Source organism: Reinekea forsetii (assembly GCF_002795845.1).
Classification (GTDB): Bacteria; Pseudomonadota; Gammaproteobacteria; order Pseudomonadales; family Natronospirillaceae; genus Reinekea; species Reinekea forsetii.
This window is the reverse complement of sequence record NZ_CP011797.1, coordinates 2,082,447-2,100,618: the sequence shown is the minus strand read 5'-3', so window position 1 is coordinate 2,100,618 and position 18,172 is coordinate 2,082,447. Positions and strand designations below refer to the sequence as shown.

The following is an 18,172-nucleotide window of genomic DNA, read 5'->3' as shown; positions in this document are numbered from 1 at the left end:
AATGTGATTGATTTTGATCTACCTTTGTTGAATTGGTAATAAGGCGTTCAATATCGTAAAGAGACTGCGATTTCTGAGCTAAGTAAGTTTAATCTTCCATGATTATTGAAAATAGTAAAAACAGTCGTGGTGATGGCTCTGGCCGATTTGCATTTAATATGCATAGAAAAATGTATGAATTTCGTAATAAATAGTCGCTATAAGAAAAATCAAGCGTATTTAATGCATCTGCGAGAGTCAAGCATGAGTATAAAATAAAAGGCTTATTGATATGAAGAAGAGTATCTGGAAGCCTTAGTACTATAGCCGACAAAACCATAAGCTTTTAAGAGATATGACTCAGATGACAAATCAAGTGGTTATTTACGAAAGTGATGAGTTTACAATGACTGATGACTGGAAGGATAGAATAGAGCTTCGTCATTTTGCTGGTGAATATACTCTGATATTGTCCAAATACGGAGAATTATTGGAGGGTGATGGTCGGGGTTGGCAGCCCCAGCATACAATAGAAAATATCAAATCGGTTGAAGAGTTGCTGTTAGCATTCGATAATGCAGAAAGCTGGTTAGGTGTGCAGCTTGAAATGGAAGAGGCAATAGCCGCTATTGCTCACATCTCAATAGCTTTGTCTGAGGCATTAGATCGGCTATGGAACGAAGAATCTTAGTTTTGAGCTATAGGTAGCTGATTGGCATTCAGCATGGGAGTCTGCCGAGAAACCAAGATGCTTTGTCACTGAGGTTTTACGAGCATCACACAATTTACTTTTCCCAGTTTTCAAGGATATACTTAGCTTGATCTTGTTCGAGTTTTTTCGGATTCGTAAAAAACCCTGAATATCCGTCACTATCAAGTTTTTCTTCTAATTCTTTCACCGATGTAAATATACCGATAAGGCCATTTTTACTTATTTCTATTTCAGCACCCATGCCTGGATTTTCAACAATCGCATGATATGCAATGTAATATTCTTGTGCATCGATCAATTCAAATTTGTAAAAAACAGTCTCCACATATGTTTCGATTGATTGGTAAAGCCGGCTAACATCTGCAAACATACTGAGACCATATTCAATTTTTTGTGTATCAGTAAAAGTAGTATCCTCCGGATTAACATCTAAGTATTCACCCAATAAAACATCAATTAGTTCTTCATCAATTCCAAAGTTTTCTGGAGTAAAAATGAGGATCTCCTCAAATTTATCGGTAAGTTCATCTTCATTGTAAATTTCAAAGAGTTGAACGTTTTTTGGTTTCAAAATCGCTTTTTTTAGTTTGTCTAAGTCTGGCATGAAATTCTCCATAATTACTTTTCAATAAGTTATTAGATGTTGGCAATTATAAAATTTCACTGGGTTGGCTGTCTATGTACCACCGCCTCGATGGTTATGAGTCTATATAAGTCGGTGATGCAGGACCGTAGAGATGTAAACCCCGAGTCGTTTATTTGATAGGCATCATCGAGATAGAGACGTCGATTTATTTCGATCATGATCGAATTTAATCGGTTGTCTTTTTTATATAGACCTAGGGGCACCATTGTTCCACTGTAGGGGCTGTTAAGCTCGACTTGATAGCCTCTTTGCTCGAAATGAACTCTAACAAGATCGATCAACCAATCCGGCGTGTGAAAAGCATCTGTTCCCAAACAGATGTCAGGCCGGTCAGTCGCTTGGCTGTCATCACAGGGTAGGGGCCGGTCCGGGAACGAATGGGCATCTATTATTAAACCTTGGTTTGAGCGGGCTATCGCTTCCTGTGTCAACTGAGTCAAGCGGGCGTGGTGGGGCCGGTAATACTTGTTAAGCAGGTCCTCTCGTTCTAGTGCAGTTAATCTAGCCCTGAAACGTTTACCCTGTGTGTCGTGCGTATAGAGAGCCCCCATGCCTTTTGCTGCCATAGGTTCGATCTCATCATCCTCGAAGCGCTCAACATCGACCAAGAAGCGATTAACCGGAAAGACATGTGCTTGTACGTTAACTGCAGCTGACTGAAACAGCCTAGCGGTGAAGTGGTCGGTCAGTTTGTTTATTTCTGGGCCTAATGCTGCAAAGCTGCGTAGAAAATTGACTTGATCTTCCTTTGGAATATGAGTGCTGTCGTGAGGGACGTGCGCGATGATTGGAAGCTTAGTATCAGCATATTTCTGATGAGAACTTGGATCGTTCATAGCTTATTTGCCCATATTAGTAAGATTTAAGTACTCGATCAGGGTTTTTTACCCCTATTGGCCACTATTATCTTGCAGGACAATTCCGGCCTTAATTTTGGTCACTGACCCTTGAGCGTGATTAATACTATGGAAAAGCGGGGACTTTCGATAGTAGGTCACCGGTTTCTGACCAAAATGAGGCTCCAACAGATTATATAGTCGCAAAAACTGATATAAATTGGTAGGTTGTTAGATAAAGTAGGGTATGAAGAGCGTTTTGGTCTTTAGGCTGATAAGTTGGATTCATTATGATTTTCAAAATTAGGTAGAGATTACAGGCATGACTGGAACAGTGACTGACGCCCAAATGATTCAGGCGTATGAAGAGACCGAGTACCGTGTATTGGGTGAAAGTCCGTTCGTACTCAAGATTGGCCAAGCTAATAGCGACTTACTAAGGCTTTACAGGCAGCAGTCTGTAAGCACCAGCGTATTCATAACTGCTTGGAATCCATTTAGTCATGCTTACGACGATACCCACAACAATAAGTTTAATTTAGACTTAGCGCATGATTTGGTCGCTTTGGAGTTGAACTTCATTGATGGAATTGGGCAACACCCATCAGGAGATTGGCCAGGAGAGGATAGTTTTCTCGTATTTGGTACGACAATTGATTCAGCGAAACTACTTGGTGTCACTTATAGACAAAACGCGATCATTTGGAGTGACTCAGACGGTGTTCCTCAGTTGGTGCTGCTTCAATCGAACCCTTCAGTGGCAGCGCGGACTGTCTTTCTTTTGTATTTCTATTTTATCGGAATAAGTTAATGGGCATAGCAGTGGCACTCACGGCGGCATTCTTCTGGGCATTGTCGGCGCGTTTTTATGGGCACAGTACTGCCCAGTGGTCGGTTCTATTATTAAACTTTAGTAAGAACCTCATCGCAGTAGTCGTTCTAGCTGTGTTGTTATGGTTGTTGCCAATCAATTACTCCGCCGATTTAAATACCGCTCTAATACTGATGCTCAGTGGAGTAATAGGAATTGGGTTAGGCGATACGGCTTTATTTGCATCGTTGAACCGCATTGGCGAGCAAAACACTCTGCTCATCGCTGAGACGCTTGCGCCATTTATTGTCATAACCCTTGCCTTTGTCTTACTCAGTGAGACGTTAACCTGGCTTCACTACGCCGGTATATTCTTAGTTTTATTGGCATCCGACCTGGCCATTGGCTGGCGCCATCACAACCGGTTAGACCTGGTGGCGGTATTGTTTGCCATTACAGCCGCTTGCTGCCAAGCGACGGGCGCATTAGTTTCTCGTTATTATCTGAGTACTACTGAATTAGGCGTACTGGAGTCTGCAGTGTGGCGTCTTGCGGGTGGGCTACTGTTCACTGTCGTTGGTCTGGGATATTTACGCCTGCAAAAACAAAGGATTCGATTCCAACCGCTTAACCGTCGGCAAAGCACCAAGCTCATACTGGCGATTTTTCTTGGCACGGTGATCGGTGTATTTATGCTGCAGTGGTCATTAGATTTACTGTCAGCAGGACTTGCACAAACACTGTTAGCGAGCAGTCCGCTCTTTGCGGTGATTATTGCTTGGCTCAATAAAGAAAGGGTAACTCGTCGTCAAATCGCCGCACTCTGCGTTGGTTTCGTTGGCGTTGCCGTCATCTCATTCGCATAAATCATCTCGCCATATAGGGGGGGATTAAAGTGGCAAAGGCCAAGTAGGGGAGGGTAAAAAAAGCAGGGCAATGTATATCTTTGTTATTTAGTCATTTTAGTAACAATAGGAGTCAACACTAAGACAAGTTTTGCTTAAATCGTCTTGCCATGACCCGTAGTCAAACTACGGGACAGGATTGAGTTCGAAAACAATTTGGCTTTTCTCAAGATCAGGGCTACGGCATTTAATTGGCCGAAACTGTAGCGATTCTAACAGTTTGATGGCAGGAATATTATTAGCCCTAGTAATAGCCAAACAAGTCAATCTCAACGCCATCGCTTCCTCGATTCCCCGTATCGCTAATGCCTTACCAATGCCTTGGCCGGTATGATTATGGCAAACCCGGAAATAGATGTTTGCAAAGGGTCCATAGCCATCTAAATTCTTTTCAACCGCGCCACCAATCCCAACCACCAAATTATCCATTAGGGCTGCTCTATACATCGGTTTTCGTTTGCTGTTAAGGATCCACTCCTCAACGACATCTGCTGATTCATTTGAAGAGGGTGGGTTCGGATTGAACAGGTTATTTTCGAGAGCGGAGGTGATTGCTACTATTTGCTTTTTATGTTCTCTGTCGATGGGCCGAATGTTAATTGTCATATGTAAAGGCTCCATCCAATGATTTTCTAAAGTAATCCTTTAGATCAAAATTCAGTGTAATTGAAGTTGACTGAATTAGTACACTGCACAATGGCCCATTGAAATCCCTAGCCACCTCTACAACGTCCCCCTCACTGACCAAGACTTTATAATAGATTACAAAATCAGAGAGTAGGGGTTTTAACCCGTTTATGAGTATTGATACCTGGCCCTTTCTATCTGGGTACTTCCAAAAATGTGTCGTTACCTTGTCCGTCCTTGATGATGAAATGCCGGTGCAGTCGATTCGTTGCATCCAAGATTTAAGATAGTATTCGAATACATTTATACCCAAACTATCGGACATCATCCGTGACAGCATACCGCCACCTACTCGCGGGTTCACTTCAACCAATATCGGTTTCCTTGAATTAATATCCACGATGAATTCGACATGAAGCATAATCGACTGATTAGGCGGCACCAAGGGCAGTAACTGGTCAATAACACTTTCGACATATTCTCCCGAGAGGTATACGGGGAAGGAATAACCCGTTTCAACAAAGAATGGGGCAGGTCCAAGTTCACGATTCGTTATCCCTAATATTGCGTACTCTTTGTTAACATCGAAAACCACCTCCAATGAATAGAGCGGCCCTTCGATGTATTCTTCGATCAACACGCCAGTTGAAGCTCCATAGCAGAATGCTTGTTCAACGGCATATTCCAGTTCACGGCTGTCGTAGCAGAGCATGACGCCTATACTGCCCGTGCCGGTGTTCGGTTTAACAACTACTGGGAAATTTACCGCCAAAGCTTGAATCTGATGCGTATATCGATCATTTATTATCCCATACTTTGGGGTAGGCACCCCATTTGACTCCGATGATCGTCTAAATTCACTTTTATCCATAAAAGACGCCAACGTCCCAATATTTGGGCAGGGCAAGCCAAGTTTAGTACTGTAATTGATAGCATCTGCTAGCCGTCTGTCGGAATTCGAGATTATTGCCATAGGCTCTTTGCCGGCCCAATTGCTACTGCCGACCATATGATTGAAGGTGTCAAATGAAATTGTGTTCTCGCGGTGCAGTTCGGAATAGGAAATGTCATTCCTGTATTTTTGAATGTCTGAGGTAACTAGAATGCATTTGCCTTCATTGCATCTCAGAATATCCAGCCCGGAACCCGTAGTATTTGTTTCAAGGACATATACAAACATAGTTACTCCAACAAAATTATTTTTTTAAACATCTGTAATAATGCACTAGGGTCATGAGGTTTCCTAAATTTTGCATAACTAAAACCGAACCGGTCATCGGAAGACCTAGGGATGCTGTGAATCTTGGCTGTATTGATTTCTATCTCGTGATGGACTTCTGCCTTCTGTAAATCTGTAGCTTGCAAATCAACTGAAGTGATTCGTCCTGGTCCATGGTGAAAGTACACAAATGCGCTCTTCCAAGCAGTATCCGTTTTAATCGGCGGCAAGCCGACACTCGTAAAATAGCCGGCCTCTTGGGGGCCAAAGCCAGAGACATCCTTTGTCATCAACCATATCCTATCTCCCCCATAACGAGTGTGGGTCTCAACCAGATGTATCTCGGAACTGTCCGAGAGTATGACCTCGGTGTGTACTGGGCCAAATTGTATTTTAAGGTCTTGAATCATCCTGCTAACAAATTGAGTGATTGCCGAGCGGATGCTGCTGTTGACTATTGCAGGATATTGGTGCGCAATCTCAACCGTTTGATTTAAATACTTAAACTTCCTTGTTAGCTCGATGTGGTATATTTCACCCTCTAGTACCAAAGCCTCTACACTATATTCTGTGCCATTAATGAACTGTTCAATCATGTAATCTGCGTAATCTTCTGGGCCTGTAGACACTAAGAATGTCTTTAACGCCCCTTTATCATCAAGTATTTTCACCCCTGCAGAACCTGCGCCGTCTATTGGCTTTATGACTATTGGATAGCTCAATCCGCTTAAAAGATGTTCATCAGTAGCAATATCCAAGACGTTATAAAAAGGAACATTATCAAATATACCATCCCTAAAAAATTCTCTCATGGCTAACTTATTTCGTGTCCTTTTAATAACATCTGGGCTATGTCCTGTAATAGATAAGCTATCTGCAATAGTCGCCGCCAGTTCAAGTGAAAACTCATAAAAGCACAGTACTGAATCGAGTTTGAAATCGCGGTGGAGCCGGGCTGCAATGTTTACTGCTTCGTTTTTATCTCTATAGATCAGTATATGATCCTGTGCGTGGTCGGACACTAGACTATTACGCTCTAACGACTGCAAAAAATAAACATCAAACCCTATTGGTATGGCATTCAAAGCTGATCTATTGCCGTCCAAAACCAGAACCCTATACATTTAGGTATCTCCATGAATATAACGGGATTATAAAAACCAGAATGGTGGTCGTTAACGCAACGCCAATCCCAATTCCGAACTTGGTTACAAGGGCGCTTAGAAAGAGGCTTCCAAATGCCAATGAGGAGTTCATCGCAGTAATTAGAATAGACATATCGCGTCCGTTTCGTTGTGTAGATTCCTCTAAAATATAGGAAGAGATACCTGAACCGAATATTGTCATGGATATTCCGGCTAGGAAAACGGAGGCGAGTATTAGTGGTATATTTTTGCTTAAAAACATCACATACACCACTGAGTAGAATAAGGCAGAAATAGTGAATAGCTGAGTAAAGGTAAGGGATCGACGTAATCTTGGATATAGAGGTGCTGCGGCAACGGCGCCTAAACCAAACACAGAAAAACAATAACCATAGACGGTCGTCGCGTATGCTGGCAGATCGGCTAAGACAAATGGCAAGGTTGTCCAGAGTAAATTTGAACAAATAAAGTACAGGGAAGTAATTACCACAAGGCTCGAGATTGGCCGTTTCATATTAGTGTCTGGTTCGATTTGAATTGAACGCTGTCCGTCCTGGTTGGTTTTTGTATAAAGAAGTATAAAAACTAACGGAAGGTTTATTGCAGCAGCAACTAGAATTATCGATGCTTTTGAGCACTGTATAGCGGCCAAGCCAACGATTATAGGTCCAATGACCCTGCCAAGGTTAAACGCCAACATGCTTCCAGATATCAGGTGGTTGATGTTGTCAGTAGCAAAATCTTTTACAACTAATTCCGTCACAGGGTTTTTTAAAGCACCCGTCACGCCTAGCATAGCGGTAATGAGCGCCAACGTTACGAAACTGTAGCCCAGCAATAGGATGTGCATGCCCAATAGTAGTTGTAAAGCAAGGTAGATCAGCAGCAAAATAATTAGCGAGTTTCGCCTCTTGTCTGAGTCGGCAATCTGGCCACCTATCAGAGTGAAGAATAGGGATGGCAGGAAGTATGCAGATTCTATGATAGACAAATGAAAGGGTGTGCCATCTTGGGATGCCACATAGGTGTTTAGAGCGGTTCGAAACATCCAAAATGAAACGAATGATAATAATATTCCGCCTAATAAGCCAGTTTGGAGCGGGGTAATAACCCATGATATAGAACTACGAAACGGCTGCACGAATTCGCTCCCATGCTTCTGGGAAAAGGTCCAAACCCTGCTCCTGTTGTATATCAAACAAACCACCTGGATCCACCAAGTTAAACTCAAGGAGTTTTCCTCCGATAATGTCTAAACCGCAATAATTTAGCCTTAAAGAGGTGAGTTTTTTCGCCAGCCAGGCCCATTCGTCCTTAAACCCGGCGATATCATGGACGGCAAAAAAAATGCCACTCTGACTGATATTGCCTCTATGTTCCTTAGTTCGGCTCCTCCCATGCACCCCAATTACTTCGCCGGCGGCTATTATTAGTCGATATTCAACACTATCGGCAATCTGTTCTTGGGTGTACGCATATTGTCTATCAAGACCCTTCACAGCCGAGCTGTGAATGCTGTCGCCACTGCCACCCCCGCAAAGATATTGAATGATCGCCGTATCGTTTGTATTGCCTGCGCCCAGCTGAAAGACGCCATTGCCGCAACCATCATTCAACGGCTTAATGATAGAGGTTTGGGTTCGGGCGAAATTTTGATGGTCTTTTTTAAAGGAAGAAATGACACCCTTGGGTCTGGTTTTACTGGGCATGGCTGATAAAAAAGCTTTATTGTTGACCAGTAGCATGCTCGATGGATCATTGACCATAGGTGTTTCTTGGTAAATGGCGTACAACATTGACCAAACATCTAGCTTAAAACATTCGGCTGGTTGATTTAGTGGCCAAATGATTCTTGCTTTACGCATGTTCGTCTCTACTACTGGACTGACGGCCGACCCCAGCCGAAGAGGCTCTTTAATGTCGGTGCCTTGGATGAAATACTCATTATTCCGAAATACGATTGTGTTTATGTCACCTATGAAGACTTTTTCTTCGATCTCCAGTAGATGATTCGAAAAACCAACCTTATTATCATCCAGTTTCTGTAAGTTGTTGGCTAGTAGGAAAATCACCTTTAAAGCTCCATATAGGTAAATGCAGGGTTGTTCCGGTTCAAGTTGATCGGGCTTTTAATCTTTAAAGGAACCGCAGAGGAAATGAGTTGTTCTTTATCTATCGTTTCAAGGTATCTGTAGCCTGTATCGGGCATAACGCTCATGATGGTTGAATGTGCATGTTCTTGCCTTAGATGTTCATGAGCCTTAAAGGCTGCGCCCGAACTTAGGCCAGCAAAAATATTGTGTTCTGTATACAGCCGTTGGCAGCCTAATATTGCGTCATCCTGGGTCACCCAATACACACGTTGAAATGCCGAGGAGTTAAGATTGTGTGGTATTAGGCTATTACCGAGTCCACGCAGCTTGCGCTCATAGTTTTCATCGCCAAATAGGACTGAACCCTGGGTATCGATAGCTACCCCAAAGATATTCGGAAAAATCAACCTGAGAGAATCGAGCAGGCCGGAAGAGGAACCTCCAGATCCGACGGGTGACACCAGGAAATCAATAGGCCCATCAATTTGCTGTAGGATATGTGCAGCTACTTGGCAATAGGAGATTCTATTGTCCAGATTGTCATACTGGTTGGTATAGAAGTGATCTCGGATGTCGTTTCTTAATCGATCGACTTCCTTCAGCCTTCTTTGTTGAAAGTTCCCCTTTTCATCTGGAACGTCAAGTTTATGTATTACCGCCCCAAGTAGATGGCAGAAAAACTCCGGCGTCCCATTAATGGCTGGATCCGTAACTATGTGGCACTCAAGCCCTAATAGCTTACACACTTCGGCCAAGCCAATAGCCAGGGTTCCAGAGCTCGACTCAATAATGACTGTTTTTTCAGTAATTTTGCCTGTTCGGATGCCAGCCAGGATCATATAGGCTGCCGGTATTCGTTTCATATATTCAAATGAAAGGAATATATCACTGCCATGAGTATGCACCCTAGGCATGGCATTCTTTATGTAGTCAGAGAGAAATTGTAATTTTTTTTGATTCATAACCCTCACCCGCAAGAACCTTTCTGACCAGTGCCAAATTCTGGTCTTCAGCATGAATTACAATAGCCGACCCGGAATGGCTTATGGAGAATCCCATGGCATACCGGGAACATATATCCTTAATTTCATCATAGTCATCTAACGACATATGGTGTTGATTTTGAACTGCAGAGGCATCCGCTGCTGCAAAAATCATCTTAAAGTTGGCTGTTGTGATACCCCGTCTAAAGGCCGCCTCAATCATCTTGAATTTCTCAATGTCCTCTTGGGTATAGTTAAACTGCAGCTCATCTGTAACTATTTCTCTAACTTGTTTCGAAAATGTTAGCGCTGCCTTATATTTTTTCCCTATCGATGGTAGTGAATACAGCTCCTTTTTCGATTTTGAGTTGAATAAAAACGTCCTGCTGTCGTACAAAGGATCACTGTATCCCTCGTATTCGGTTGCCATTTGATATGTTTGCAGGTGCGTCAAACGAACACCTAGCTCGTGAAGATATGCAAAGGTAAATGCGACCAAATCACTAGTTGAAGACCCTAGGCCCACGCCAATCGGAATGTTTGAAAACTTCATAAAATGACAGGGGTCTATATGGGCATGGTACTTCGTTGCTAACTTCTCCGCTAAGTTCTGAATCTTTTTACCATGGCGGTAGTTATTGTTTGAGTTATAAGTGAAGCTTGTCCTAAGGGTGTTTGTTCTTAGTGTCACCAGTACCTTTTCGAAATTACCGGTCCTAGGGCAAAGAATTGGCCCTTGAATCCACTCCCCGGCATGGGAATATACTCTATAGTTAGGCTGATTTACATCAATGGATTGAGGGGTTTTGGTTGTCATTTTTTGTTATAGATCCTGTTTCGAAAATAGTTTTATAATCTATTCCATACAACATCTTTCTATAGGCCGAATGCCCGTTTTCGTTTTAACGATTCGAGGGCAATTATAAGTATATTGGTGAATCGATTTTTTCTGATTGTAAACACAGAGTTTTTTTAATTTAAGGATATTCTTTTTTTGTCTAAAAAATTTCTATACTTATTTAGTAATGAATCTATATAAAAAATAAAATACCATCTGCTTCGGTGTTGACTAGTATGAGTTTAGTTTCAGGTGGATGTTTTAGGTCACATCAGGTATTAATTAAAATCGCCTGGACCTATTTCGACAAAGATGGCCATGAAAACAAAGTTTACCCAAGCCGATATTCACTGCTTGATTGATGATGTTATCCCACACGAGCTCAGCATAAGAAACCGAACGATTTGGCGTTGAATTAGGGACTGCCGCGTGATGCGTCCTATGCACGCGTTTATGGGTTGCGAGTGCGCTATGCTTGAAACAGCCCCGACCCTTAGTCGGGTCCAAGGAACGAGACCAGGGTAGTGCTGCTCGTTTGCCAATTTAGCTTGGCATTAGAGAGGTAGGGCGCTGTGCCATCTGGCAGTGAAGAGCCTAGCCCTAACAGGCCACTGAGCGATCAAGCCTAGAGTGGACTAATGCGCCCGTTGGGCCTAAAGCGAGAAATCGAATTTACCCAAGTTGCCGCCCTGTCACATACCCAGAAAATTGCCCGCTACCCTTGCGTCAACCCCCATTCCACTGCGAAGTCAGACCCTATCCAACCGCCTAACACCGGTCCCTTCAGGTGCCACAACATCACCCTGCAGCATTGAATCCTACCTCTGGGAAGCCGCTAACATCCTGCGCGGTAATATGGACGCCGCCGATTTAAATACCGGTCTAATACTGATGCACAGTGGAGTAATAGGAATTGGCCTAGGCGATACGGCTTTATTTGCATCGTTGACCCGGATTGGCGAGCAAAACACTCTGCTCATCGCTGAGACGCTTGCGCCATTTATTGTCATAACCCTTGCCTTTGTCTTACTCAGTGAGACGTTAACCTGGCTTCACTACGCCGGTATATTCTTAGTTTTATTGGCATCCGACCTGGCCATTGGCTGGCGCCATCACAACCGGTTAGACCTGGTGGCGGTATTATTTGCCATTACAGCCGCTTGCTGCCAAGCGACGGGCGCATTAATTTCTCGTTATTGTTTGAGTACTACTGAATTAGGCGTACTGGAGTCTGCAGTGTGGCGTCTTGCGGGTGGGCTACTGTTCACTGTCGTTGGTCTGGGATATTTACGCCTGCAAAAACAAAGGATTCGATTCCAACCGCTTACCCGTCGGCAAAGCACCAAGCTCATACTGGCGATTTTTCTTGGCACGGTGATCGGGGTATTTATGCTGCAGTGGTCATTAGATTTGCTGTCAGCAGGACTTGCACAAACACTGTTAGCGAGCAGTCCGCTCTTTGCAGTGATTATTGCTTGGCTCAATAAAGAAAGGGTAACTCGTCGTCAAATCGCCGCACTCTGCGTTGGTTTCGTTGGCGTTGCCGTCATCTCATTCGCATAAATTATCTCGCCATATAGGGGGGGATTACCTATGCACGGTAAGGCTGCAATATCGATTACCCTTTGTGGAGCAGGGAAGTGGCGACCACCTAGACGATAACCGGCGAGACTCAAAAGCCACAAGCCAAAACCACAAGCCAAAACCACAAGCCAAAAAAATGACCTGCCTTGTCACCCTTCGATTCATTGACCTTAATGGCGCGCATTTTCGATATCGAAGCAACGCTTTAAATTAAAAGCTGCAATCCAAGCCTTGATCCAGATCCCTTTGCTCTGACACCGTTTCCCTGATGGCTGATCCCATTAGTCTAATCCTAATCCTGCAGCGTGTTCCTCACAGTGAGCGAGCATTAAGCCTATGCGTAATTATATATGTCGGCCGAAGAGGATGTTACGGTGTAAAAAAATACGGTTTTAGGACTAAAAAGTTATTTCTTATTCTAATATTATAATTTGGAAGTATATCGGAATCTCATTAACCCGATAAAACGGGTTATTAGTTTTTGGTGTGATATCTATGTGTTTATTTATAGCAAAATAATATGCGAAAAATAGTAATATTTATTGTAGTCTGCGTTTCTCAGGTTCTAGCGAATATTACCTGTTTTGGAACTCAAGGCTATCTGCAACCTGTATGTTACTTTGAGAATGATTATAAATTGATACAAACTGGAGACTAACTCGATGGAAAACGCCAAGATACTGTTTGTAAAAACCACAGTCAAAGATAAAAAATTCGCCACAGTAGTATGGTAAATGCAGTTTAAACGGAAGGGCTGAGCCCTTCCTTTTATAACCTGTTAGGTAGGGTAGGCTATGAATATAGTGGGCAACGGGATATTCGCATTTGATAGACAATACCCTCTGTATAATTTTTTCTACCCGTCATCCGGGCGGTCAGTGGACTCCGCACAGCTGGAGCATCTATTCATAAGCGCAAATTCAGTTGCGAAAAAGAGAGCGCTTTATTTCCATATACCCTTTTGCGACACAATTTGCTCATTTTGTCCATTTACGCGTGGCTTGGTTAAGGACCGATCGGTAATCGATAGTTACGTTTCTGCACTACTTACCGAGCTGAGCGCTAAAGCCAATAAATACCCTATAGGTAGCGTTCCGATTAATGCAATATTCTTCGGTGGTGGGACACCATCTCTTTTAAGCCCAGATCACATAAGGACTATTGGCAAAGCCATTCGTGAATATTTTGACCTTTCAGATATAGAAGAATTCTCATTCGAGATTGAAGTGAAAAGTTTAACCAAAGACAAAATTGATGCAATGAAGGAAATTGGCGTATCCCATCCACGCTTTGGCCTGCAAAGCTTCTCAAAGAGATGGAGAGACCTGTTCACACTTACTGCTACCTTAGAGCAGATATCCAGTGCTATTGAATTACTCAAACATAATTTCAACACCGTGAGTTTTGATTTGCTTTATGGGATGTCTGGCCAGGATGAGGCCGAGTTATTGAAAGATCTAACAGCTGCTTGTGATACCGGCTGCTCAAATATTGATATCTACCCTATTGACAATGTTATGACCCAAACCTCACTCCATAAGTCGCTTCTCGATTTACAGTGTGAACCTACCTCAGCGGTTCGAAAGTTTACCATGAACCTACTCGTGGATGAGTATATGCGTTCAAGAGGTTATGCACCTCACAATGGCCACGGGTATCGAAAAACTGACGTCTATAATAGGGATAAGGTTATTTATGAAGGCTATACCTTTCAGTACCACGAGCATGTATACGGATATCATGATTATGACTTGCTCGGTTTCGGGGTTAATGCAATTTCGTCACTGTTTGGTATGACGATTCAGAATCCGACCAGCCGTTCCAGATATATAGAAGCCTATACAAGAACAAGAGAAATAGTTGTTAAGGTCCGTACACACCCAGAAGTACTCGATTACGCTCGGCCCCTCATTCTCAGGTTGCCATACCACGGCTTTGCTGATAAAGCGCGTATTGCCTTTAATAAGATACCGGGCGTATTACTTGAACGTATCGAGCAGCTTGTTGGCATTGGGCTTATTCGGGATGAGTCGACTCACTATCGGATCACCAAGGCTGGGTGGTATAACTACGTAAATATGATGTATTTCCTGATGACTCAAACTGAACGGCAGTGCCTTGATAATATTGTGGCCACCCAGTTAGAGACGCCGGACCGTTTTATCTCGACGCGGGAAATTGTCTATGGGGATGAATATTTCACCTAGTATTATATTAAGACCCGTAGTCATGAGTTTATTTAGTAGGTTGCTCGTTAGGTGATGTTAGGCATGAAATAAATAATCTGAAGGATGGCCTTAAATGAAACAAAGAGATGTTAATAAGTATCTCTTAATAGCCGCCCACGGCCTCGCTAAGATGGGCAATAGCTTACAGGATGTTGTATTTATCCTGTTAATTGTTGGTCTGTTGAAAGGTAATGAATTTCAAATGGGCTTGGTTATTACCATTCAGTTTATTCCCTATCTTTTTTTCGGCTACCTGGGTGGTGTGGTGGCAGACCGGTATAACAGGAAAACGAACATGCTGATAGCGGATGCTATTCGATTTTCTTTGGCGCTTGCCTTAACATACCTGGTTTTCTTCAATCTAGAAAGTGTCGCACTGTTGGCTTGTATCGCTTTCTTGTCGACAACCTGTAGGTGTTTCTATCAACCCGCTCAACAAGCCATGTTGCCAGAACTGGTAAAGAAAGCAGATCTTACGAAATATAACAGTAGATTCCAAGTCTCAGAGAATTTGGGTGTTATTGCTGGGCCACTCATAGCGGGCGTAATTGTGACAGTAGGCGAGTATTGGCAAGCCTTCTTATTCGACTCAATGACCTATCTCGTTTCCTTAATGCTGGTTTTTCTAATTAACTATTATCCTCTGAGCAAGAATGGTCGAATCAGCGATTCCAATGAAATTAGGTTTAATATTTTCAGGTACCTGAATGGTCGAAGGAAGCTTTTTGACACCGTGTATTGTTCCGCAGCCTCTATTCTTGCAATTTCAGCAATTATTCGTCTTGTTATTCCGTTGTACATAACGGTGGATATGAACCGGCCGCCTGAACTTGTGGCCTGGACCTTAGGTTTGATCGCTGCGGGAACCCTATTTGGCGCCTACCTGTTCGGGAAAGTCGAAACCACACTGAATACGCCCACGGTCTATTGGTTGGTTTACGGTCTATGTATATCAATGTTGTTTGTGTCGAATAATCTCTTTTGGCTGTTAGGATGGGCCTTCGTTTTAGGTGTTTCAGGTGCGTTTGTGGATGTCGCGCTAATTTGCAGCATTCAAAAGAATACCGAAGAAAAATACATGGGTAAGGTTTTTAGCTATTTCTCTACTCTCGCCAATACCGGTGAAGCGCTTTCAGGATTTATTGTTGGAGTTGTTTTAATGGTAGTCAGCGCCAAATATTCAGGCGTTCTACTTGGTTTTATCTGCGCTTGCATAGCCTTCGGCTTTATAATTGTTCGTTTGTTAGAACGAAAAAGGCACAGTACTTGGCCCGTTGAAAGCGAAAAATATATGTCTTAGATAGACTGTATTGGCGTTTTTTACGGAAATTATAATACTATTGTCACGATAAGGAGGCGGTACATGTTATTAAAAAATGACTCCGATTTCTCTGTAAAGGACTATTTTCAAACGGTCGATGGCGTGGAGTTTGCTGGCACTCATATTATACTTGATGTGTGGGGCGCTAAAAAATTAACTGACAGTGGCTTTATGGAGGCCGTGTTTAATAACTGCATTTGTTCAAGTGATGCAACACTTTTGCACATGCATGTTCATTGCTTCGAGTCCAGTGGTGGTATTTCAGGGGTGGCAGTTCTGGCGGAATCACACATTTCGGTACATACATGGCCAGAGCGAGATTATGCGGCCTTTGATATTTTTATGTGTGGTAAGTCTAGGCCCGAGGAATCGGTAAAGGTCATTATTGATGCGTTTTGTCCCTCACACCATTCGCTTACCACAATGCGCCGCGGCATTGTCGAGACGGGGGCTGTGAATGATTGCTCAATTTGGCAATATGCACATAATCGGTAAACGATTTATTCAGACACAAGGATGAGGCGAGGCGGTAATCTTTTCTCTTAGATCGGAGCTTAGATCGGAGCTTTCATAGGGAGGGTGTTACAGAGGATAAGGGCCCCGTCAGGAGCATTGGCGGGGTTCAAGGGCCGTTTAAGATGGCCGAACCTTCGCTAGGCTTGGCAACATCGACCCTATTAGGCCGATGTCCAACGCTCAAACAGGCGGTGCCTATTTTGCCTTTGCTTCTTGCTCGGCGGCGAGGAACTGCTTGTACAAGCCATCCGCTTCCTCGCTGAGCATGGAGTAGCTGCGAATATCGCCGCCTCGTTGGGCTTCCATGGCCTCTTGAAGTTTGGCTTCGTACTGCTTCTTGAGTTTTTTCGTTGGGTCAGACTTGAACATAGAAAACATAGGTCATTTCTTCTTAAGGTTTAAAGAGGTTACGTACGGACCCCCGGGTTAGATCGCTCAGCGAGTTTGGCCGGGGCTCAAACCTTGGCATCTATCCGGTAGCAATAACCGCCTGCCCGGTAGCCACAATCGCCTGCCCGGTAGCCACAAACCCTACCAGGGTATGGTTTTGCCTTGCCAATCGAGGAAACTGGCTGTGCCATCGACTGGCGTGTCGGCCACGATGCTTAATAGCTGCTCGGCGACAAATTCACTGGTAAAGAGCTTACCGTCCGGTACGCTGCGCTGAAACGGCTTCGACAGGGGTGTATCCGTGGTGCCGGGGTGAAAAGAGATCAGTTTGATGTTTTTTGCCCGACGCGCGAGTTCCACCGCAGCCGACTTGAGCAGCATATTCATCGCAGCCTTGGAGGCGCGATAGCTGTACCAGCCACCAATTGCATTGTCGGCTATGCTGCCGACTCGGGCGCTAAAGACCACCACCTTGCACTTCTGGCGGCCCGTTAGGATCGGCATTAAAGATTTTAACCAGAGCATCGGGGTGATCGTGTTGGCGCTGACAATTTCAGTGAAGGACGCGGCGGAGAAGTCCTCCAAGCGCTTTTCTGGCTGGCAGTTGTCGTTGTGCAAGACCCCATGGCAGATAAAAACCCGGGCAATGTCCGATTCGGTCGCGCGCTGTATGCGGGCCACCGCGAGACCGATTTCAGCCTCTTGATAGTCGCTTACTCGAACCAGTTTGGCGTGCTCAAACTCGGCGCTTTGGTAGTAGCTCACATCGCGGCTGACCAAAACCAGTTCTGCGTCTGGGTCGGCAATAACTTGCGCGGCCAAGGCCTTGGCTATCGCGCTGCTAGCCCCGATGATTAGAGTGGTTTGTTTGTTCATAACAGGTTCCTTGGTCACACACGGCCAGACCGAGGCCAAAGCGCGTAAATAAAAAATGGGAAATAGGGCGGCGGTATTTGGCCAGGAGCAGATAGACGAGATGGGCCAGTGGCCGAATGATGGGCCAGCGCAGTGGGGCTACTAGGGTTCCTCGACCGACCAGCGTCCAGGCCCTATGGGTTACATCCATCGCTCTCAGAGGCTCACCCTGATATTCGCCGTAGAGGATCTTAAGCGCTTGAGCTCGATCGACATGCGGAAATTGCTGTTCGAAGTCCGCCTGGTGCAAATCCACCAAGATGATTAAGCCTGCTGTGTCCTGATCCTTTAGCTTCTGCATTTCCAGATTGCATAAGGGGCACTGGGCGTCGTAAAAGATGGTCAAACTACTGCGAGTCACGCTGCGTTTCTCCTCGATAACGGGCCTCTATCGGTCTACCTAAGGCTGATGGCTTGGTTAAAT

Annotated in this window: 19 protein-coding genes; 7 read left to right on the top strand and 12 right to left on the bottom strand. The window is 44.1% G+C overall.

Going from position 1 to position 18,172, the window contains the following annotated elements:
* The first annotated feature begins 343 nt into the window (after positions 1-343).
* On the top strand, positions 344-670 hold the full coding sequence (locus REIFOR_RS09785) for a hypothetical protein (RefSeq protein ID WP_145980280.1): 327 nt from the start codon (positions 344-346) through the stop codon (positions 668-670).
* Positions 671-764: 94 nt separating this feature from the next.
* On the opposite strand, the gene REIFOR_RS09780 is transcribed toward REIFOR_RS09785, so the two are convergent.
* Both REIFOR_RS09780 and REIFOR_RS09775 read right to left on the bottom strand, forming a co-directional pair.
* Positions 765-1,295, bottom strand: a complete 531-nt coding sequence (locus tag REIFOR_RS09780) for a hypothetical protein (RefSeq protein ID WP_145980279.1) — start codon at positions 1,293-1,295, stop codon at positions 765-767.
* A 56-nt stretch (positions 1,296-1,351) separates the two neighbouring features.
* On the bottom strand, positions 1,352-2,173 hold the full coding sequence (locus REIFOR_RS09775) for an N-formylglutamate amidohydrolase (protein WP_100257376.1): 822 nt from the start codon (positions 2,171-2,173) through the stop codon (positions 1,352-1,354).
* Between the two features lie 322 nt (positions 2,174-2,495).
* On the opposite strand from REIFOR_RS09775, the gene REIFOR_RS09770 reads away from it, so the two are divergent.
* Positions 2,496-2,984: a DUF3293 domain-containing protein gene (locus REIFOR_RS09770; protein WP_100257375.1), complete on the top strand. Its 489-nt coding sequence runs from the start codon at positions 2,496-2,498 to the stop codon at positions 2,982-2,984.
* Positions 2,984-3,850 (top strand): DMT family transporter, encoded by an 867-nt coding sequence (locus REIFOR_RS09765; protein ID WP_100257374.1) that lies wholly within the window; start codon positions 2,984-2,986, stop codon positions 3,848-3,850. The genes REIFOR_RS09770 and REIFOR_RS09765 overlap by 1 nt, the downstream gene beginning before the upstream one ends.
* 165 nt (positions 3,851-4,015) lie before the next feature.
* Here the strand turns inward: REIFOR_RS09765 and REIFOR_RS09760 are convergent, their stop codons facing one another.
* Genes REIFOR_RS09760 through REIFOR_RS09730 form a run of 7 tightly spaced genes read right to left on the bottom strand, consistent with a single transcriptional unit; the run spans position 4,016 to position 10,773 of the window.
* Complete coding sequence (locus REIFOR_RS09760) at positions 4,016-4,495, bottom strand: GNAT family N-acetyltransferase (RefSeq protein WP_100257373.1); 480 nt, start codon at positions 4,493-4,495, stop codon at positions 4,016-4,018.
* The gene (locus REIFOR_RS09755) at positions 4,485-5,696 is read right to left on the bottom strand and encodes an ATP-grasp domain-containing protein (RefSeq protein WP_100257372.1); all 1,212 of its coding nucleotides are present in this window, start codon (positions 5,694-5,696) and stop codon (positions 4,485-4,487) included. Before REIFOR_RS09755 ends, REIFOR_RS09760 begins: the two co-directional genes overlap by 11 nt.
* A 2-nt stretch (positions 5,697-5,698) precedes the next feature.
* Positions 5,699-6,859 (bottom strand): ATP-grasp domain-containing protein, encoded by a 1,161-nt coding sequence (locus REIFOR_RS09750; protein WP_100257371.1) that lies wholly within the window; start codon positions 6,857-6,859, stop codon positions 5,699-5,701.
* Positions 6,852-8,021, bottom strand: a complete 1,170-nt coding sequence (locus tag REIFOR_RS09745; protein WP_145980277.1) for an MFS transporter — start codon at positions 8,019-8,021, stop codon at positions 6,852-6,854. Before REIFOR_RS09745 ends, REIFOR_RS09750 begins: the two co-directional genes overlap by 8 nt.
* On the bottom strand, positions 8,005-8,952 hold the full coding sequence (locus REIFOR_RS09740; RefSeq protein WP_100257369.1) for an ATP-grasp domain-containing protein: 948 nt from the start codon (positions 8,950-8,952) through the stop codon (positions 8,005-8,007). The genes REIFOR_RS09745 and REIFOR_RS09740 overlap by 17 nt, the downstream gene beginning before the upstream one ends.
* A gap of 2 nt (positions 8,953-8,954) precedes the next feature.
* Positions 8,955-9,935 (bottom strand): pyridoxal-phosphate dependent enzyme, encoded by a 981-nt coding sequence (locus REIFOR_RS09735; protein WP_158524346.1) that lies wholly within the window; start codon positions 9,933-9,935, stop codon positions 8,955-8,957.
* The gene (locus REIFOR_RS09730; RefSeq protein WP_100257367.1) at positions 9,904-10,773 is read right to left on the bottom strand and encodes a GHMP family kinase ATP-binding protein; all 870 of its coding nucleotides are present in this window, start codon (positions 10,771-10,773) and stop codon (positions 9,904-9,906) included. The genes REIFOR_RS09735 and REIFOR_RS09730 overlap by 32 nt, the downstream gene beginning before the upstream one ends.
* An 876-nt stretch (positions 10,774-11,649) precedes the next feature.
* Here REIFOR_RS09730 and REIFOR_RS09725 point away from each other — a divergent pair.
* The 4 genes from REIFOR_RS09725 to speD all read left to right on the top strand — a co-directional run bounded on the left by REIFOR_RS09725 (position 11,650) and on the right by speD (position 16,422).
* Positions 11,650-12,357, top strand: a complete 708-nt coding sequence (locus tag REIFOR_RS09725; RefSeq protein ID WP_100257366.1) for a DMT family transporter — start codon at positions 11,650-11,652, stop codon at positions 12,355-12,357.
* Positions 12,358-13,172: 815 nt separating this feature from the next.
* A complete protein-coding gene (locus REIFOR_RS09720) occupies positions 13,173-14,585 on the top strand; it encodes a coproporphyrinogen-III oxidase family protein (RefSeq protein WP_100257365.1) in 1,413 nt (470 codons plus the stop codon).
* Between the two features lie 94 nt (positions 14,586-14,679).
* On the top strand, positions 14,680-15,906 hold the full coding sequence (locus REIFOR_RS09715) for an MFS transporter (RefSeq protein WP_100257364.1): 1,227 nt from the start codon (positions 14,680-14,682) through the stop codon (positions 15,904-15,906).
* Between the two features lie 63 nt (positions 15,907-15,969).
* On the top strand, positions 15,970-16,422 hold the full coding sequence (speD, locus tag REIFOR_RS09710) for an adenosylmethionine decarboxylase (RefSeq protein ID WP_100257363.1): 453 nt from the start codon (positions 15,970-15,972) through the stop codon (positions 16,420-16,422).
* Positions 16,423-16,638: 216 nt separating this feature from the next.
* Here speD and REIFOR_RS09705 read toward each other — a convergent pair whose 3' ends face one another.
* The 3 genes from REIFOR_RS09705 to REIFOR_RS09695 form a co-directional block, all read right to left on the bottom strand.
* Positions 16,639-16,821, bottom strand: a complete 183-nt coding sequence (locus REIFOR_RS09705) for a DUF6435 family protein (RefSeq protein WP_100257362.1) — start codon at positions 16,819-16,821, stop codon at positions 16,639-16,641.
* Between the two features lie 153 nt (positions 16,822-16,974).
* Positions 16,975-17,709 carry an SDR family NAD(P)-dependent oxidoreductase gene (locus tag REIFOR_RS09700; RefSeq protein ID WP_100257361.1) on the bottom strand — a complete coding sequence of 245 codons (735 nt, stop codon included), beginning with the start codon at positions 17,707-17,709 and terminating at the stop codon, positions 16,975-16,977.
* The gene (locus tag REIFOR_RS09695; RefSeq protein ID WP_100257360.1) at positions 17,675-18,109 is read right to left on the bottom strand and encodes a thiol-disulfide oxidoreductase DCC family protein; all 435 of its coding nucleotides are present in this window, start codon (positions 18,107-18,109) and stop codon (positions 17,675-17,677) included. Before REIFOR_RS09695 ends, REIFOR_RS09700 begins: the two co-directional genes overlap by 35 nt.
* Between the last annotated feature and the right edge of the window lie 63 nt (positions 18,110-18,172).

What these genes read in the sequence shown, in the direction of transcription:
- REIFOR_RS09750 (WP_100257371.1), bottom strand. Translation starts at nt 6,859, where the DNA reads ATGTATAGGGTTCTGGTTTTGGACGGCAATAGATCAGCTTTGAATGCC.
- REIFOR_RS09715 (WP_100257364.1), top strand. Translation starts at nt 14,680, where the DNA reads ATGAAACAAAGAGATGTTAATAAGTATCTCTTAATAGCCGCCCACGGC.
- REIFOR_RS09720 (WP_100257365.1), top strand. Translation starts at nt 13,173, where the DNA reads ATGAATATAGTGGGCAACGGGATATTCGCATTTGATAGACAATACCCT.
- REIFOR_RS09765 (WP_100257374.1), top strand. Translation starts at nt 2,984, where the DNA reads ATGGGCATAGCAGTGGCACTCACGGCGGCATTCTTCTGGGCATTGTCG.
- REIFOR_RS09760 (WP_100257373.1), bottom strand. Translation starts at nt 4,495, where the DNA reads ATGACAATTAACATTCGGCCCATCGACAGAGAACATAAAAAGCAAATA.
- REIFOR_RS09780 (WP_145980279.1), bottom strand. Translation starts at nt 1,295, where the DNA reads ATGCCAGACTTAGACAAACTAAAAAAAGCGATTTTGAAACCAAAAAAC.
- REIFOR_RS09730 (WP_100257367.1), bottom strand. Translation starts at nt 10,773, where the DNA reads ATGACAACCAAAACCCCTCAATCCATTGATGTAAATCAGCCTAACTAT.
- speD (WP_100257363.1), top strand. Translation starts at nt 15,970, where the DNA reads ATGTTATTAAAAAATGACTCCGATTTCTCTGTAAAGGACTATTTTCAA.
- REIFOR_RS09755 (WP_100257372.1), bottom strand. Translation starts at nt 5,696, where the DNA reads ATGTTTGTATATGTCCTTGAAACAAATACTACGGGTTCCGGGCTGGAT.
- REIFOR_RS09700 (WP_100257361.1), bottom strand. Translation starts at nt 17,709, where the DNA reads ATGAACAAACAAACCACTCTAATCATCGGGGCTAGCAGCGCGATAGCC.
- REIFOR_RS09725 (WP_100257366.1), top strand. Translation starts at nt 11,650, where the DNA reads ATGGACGCCGCCGATTTAAATACCGGTCTAATACTGATGCACAGTGGA.
- REIFOR_RS09735 (WP_158524346.1), bottom strand. Translation starts at nt 9,935, where the DNA reads ATGAATCAAAAAAAATTACAATTTCTCTCTGACTACATAAAGAATGCC.
- REIFOR_RS09775 (WP_100257376.1), bottom strand. Translation starts at nt 2,173, where the DNA reads ATGAACGATCCAAGTTCTCATCAGAAATATGCTGATACTAAGCTTCCA.
- REIFOR_RS09785 (WP_145980280.1), top strand. Translation starts at nt 344, where the DNA reads ATGACAAATCAAGTGGTTATTTACGAAAGTGATGAGTTTACAATGACT.
- REIFOR_RS09770 (WP_100257375.1), top strand. Translation starts at nt 2,496, where the DNA reads ATGACTGGAACAGTGACTGACGCCCAAATGATTCAGGCGTATGAAGAG.
- REIFOR_RS09705 (WP_100257362.1), bottom strand. Translation starts at nt 16,821, where the DNA reads ATGTTTTCTATGTTCAAGTCTGACCCAACGAAAAAACTCAAGAAGCAG.